Source organism: Streptomyces sp. NPDC041784 (assembly GCF_055591025.1).
This window is the reverse complement of the sequence record NZ_JBVJAB010000092.1, coordinates 1-1,416: the sequence shown is the minus strand read 5'-3', so window position 1 is coordinate 1,416 and position 1,416 is coordinate 1. Positions and strand designations below refer to the sequence as shown.

The 1,416-nt window shown below is 69.6% G+C and carries 1 protein-coding gene; it reads right to left on the bottom strand.

The annotated features are described in order from the left end of the window. Positions 1 to 170 precede the first annotated feature (170 nt). Positions 171 to 1,394 carry an IS4 family transposase gene (locus tag ACZ6D7_RS47555; RefSeq protein WP_469505172.1) on the bottom strand — a complete coding sequence of 408 codons (1,224 nt, stop codon included), beginning with the start codon at positions 1,392 to 1,394 and terminating at the stop codon, positions 171 to 173. Positions 1,395 to 1,416: the final 22 nt, after the last annotated feature.

Sequence of the window (1,416 nt, the reverse complement as noted above, 5' to 3'; positions counted from 1 at the left end):
CAATGCTGGTGACTTAAGTTCTGTCTTGTCGAGTGATACTGACGGTGTCCGGTGCGGGTGGTGTCCGGCTGCGATGCTCGGCCCGTTTGAGCGGCCAGTTGGACATCTTGCGTTTGATTACTCGGGGGCAGGTCCGGTGGCGGCGTGCGGGCAGCAGGCGTTCGGCGATCTCAGCCAGGGTGCGGGCCAGTGCCCGGGCGAGTCGGCCGGGGGGAAAACGCCGCCTGGGCCGGGACCTGGCGGCGCACGATCCGCAGGGACCGCGTGAAGGACAGACGGTCAGGGTCCAGGCCCTCACGCAGGGCGGTCTGGTGCATCAGCTGCCGGATGGCGTGGTGCACCAGGAGGAAACCGTAGATCTCCTGCTCCACACCCCACGGATATTTCGAGCGCAGGATCAGTTTCGGGCCGCGCTGGTGGGTCTTGATCTCGTCCAGCGTGGTCTCGATCTCCCACCGCTGGGCGTAGAGCGCGGCCAGTTCCCGCGCCGGTGCCTGCTCTGGATCGAGCAGAGTGGTCAGCAAGCGGTAGACGGTGGCGTCGCCGGTGCGGGCAAGGGTGTACTCGATCACGCGAACCACCACCGGGTTGCGGCGGCTCTTGCGGTCGGGTTCGGCATGGACCGTGCTGAGGTAAGAGCCGTCGGCGAGGGCCTGGGTGACAGGCAGGGCCGCGCTCTTGCGCACTCGCCACAGCAGGTCGGCGCCGCTGTCCCGGGCGGCCTGCCACAGCTCGAAGCCGTAAAAGCCCCGGTCGGCCAGCAGGAGCATCCCTTCCCCGAGCTGGGTGAACAGCTGCCGGGACAGGCTCTGCTCGCTCGCCGACTGCGGGCCGATGGCAGCGCCGAACACCGCGTGGGTGCCGCATTCCGCCAGGGCGACCAGCCGTGCCTGCGGGAACGCAGCTGCCCCGCGCCCTGAGGCATGACGGCCGAAGAACTCCTCGTTGGGCGCCGTGTCCGCCAGGTCCAGCATCGTGCCGTCCACCACGACCAGACGCCAGTGCCGGTACCAGGCACCGACCGTCTCGGGCACGGCCACCGGCCGGCAGACCCGGGCGAACAGCCTCTTCAGGGGCTCCGGGCCCAGACGCCGACGCGCCCGGCCGATCGCGGCGGTCGTCGGCACCCGCCACGACCGCCGTCCCTCGCCCAGCCCCTCGCCCAGCAGCCGGGCCACCTCTTCGTATCCCTGCCCGAAGAACAGGCACATCGCGAGGATGAAGTACACCACCACGCGTGCCGGCAGCAGGCGACTGCGCTGCTCGCCCCGACCGGTCTCGGCGATCACCTCATCAACCAGATGAGGCGGAAACGCCTGCGTCAGCACCCCGATCGCGATCCGGTCCGACAGCCGCTCACCCGCAGGCGCCCTGACCTGCCCCACCCTCGCCACACACAAGACAACGAGACACAGC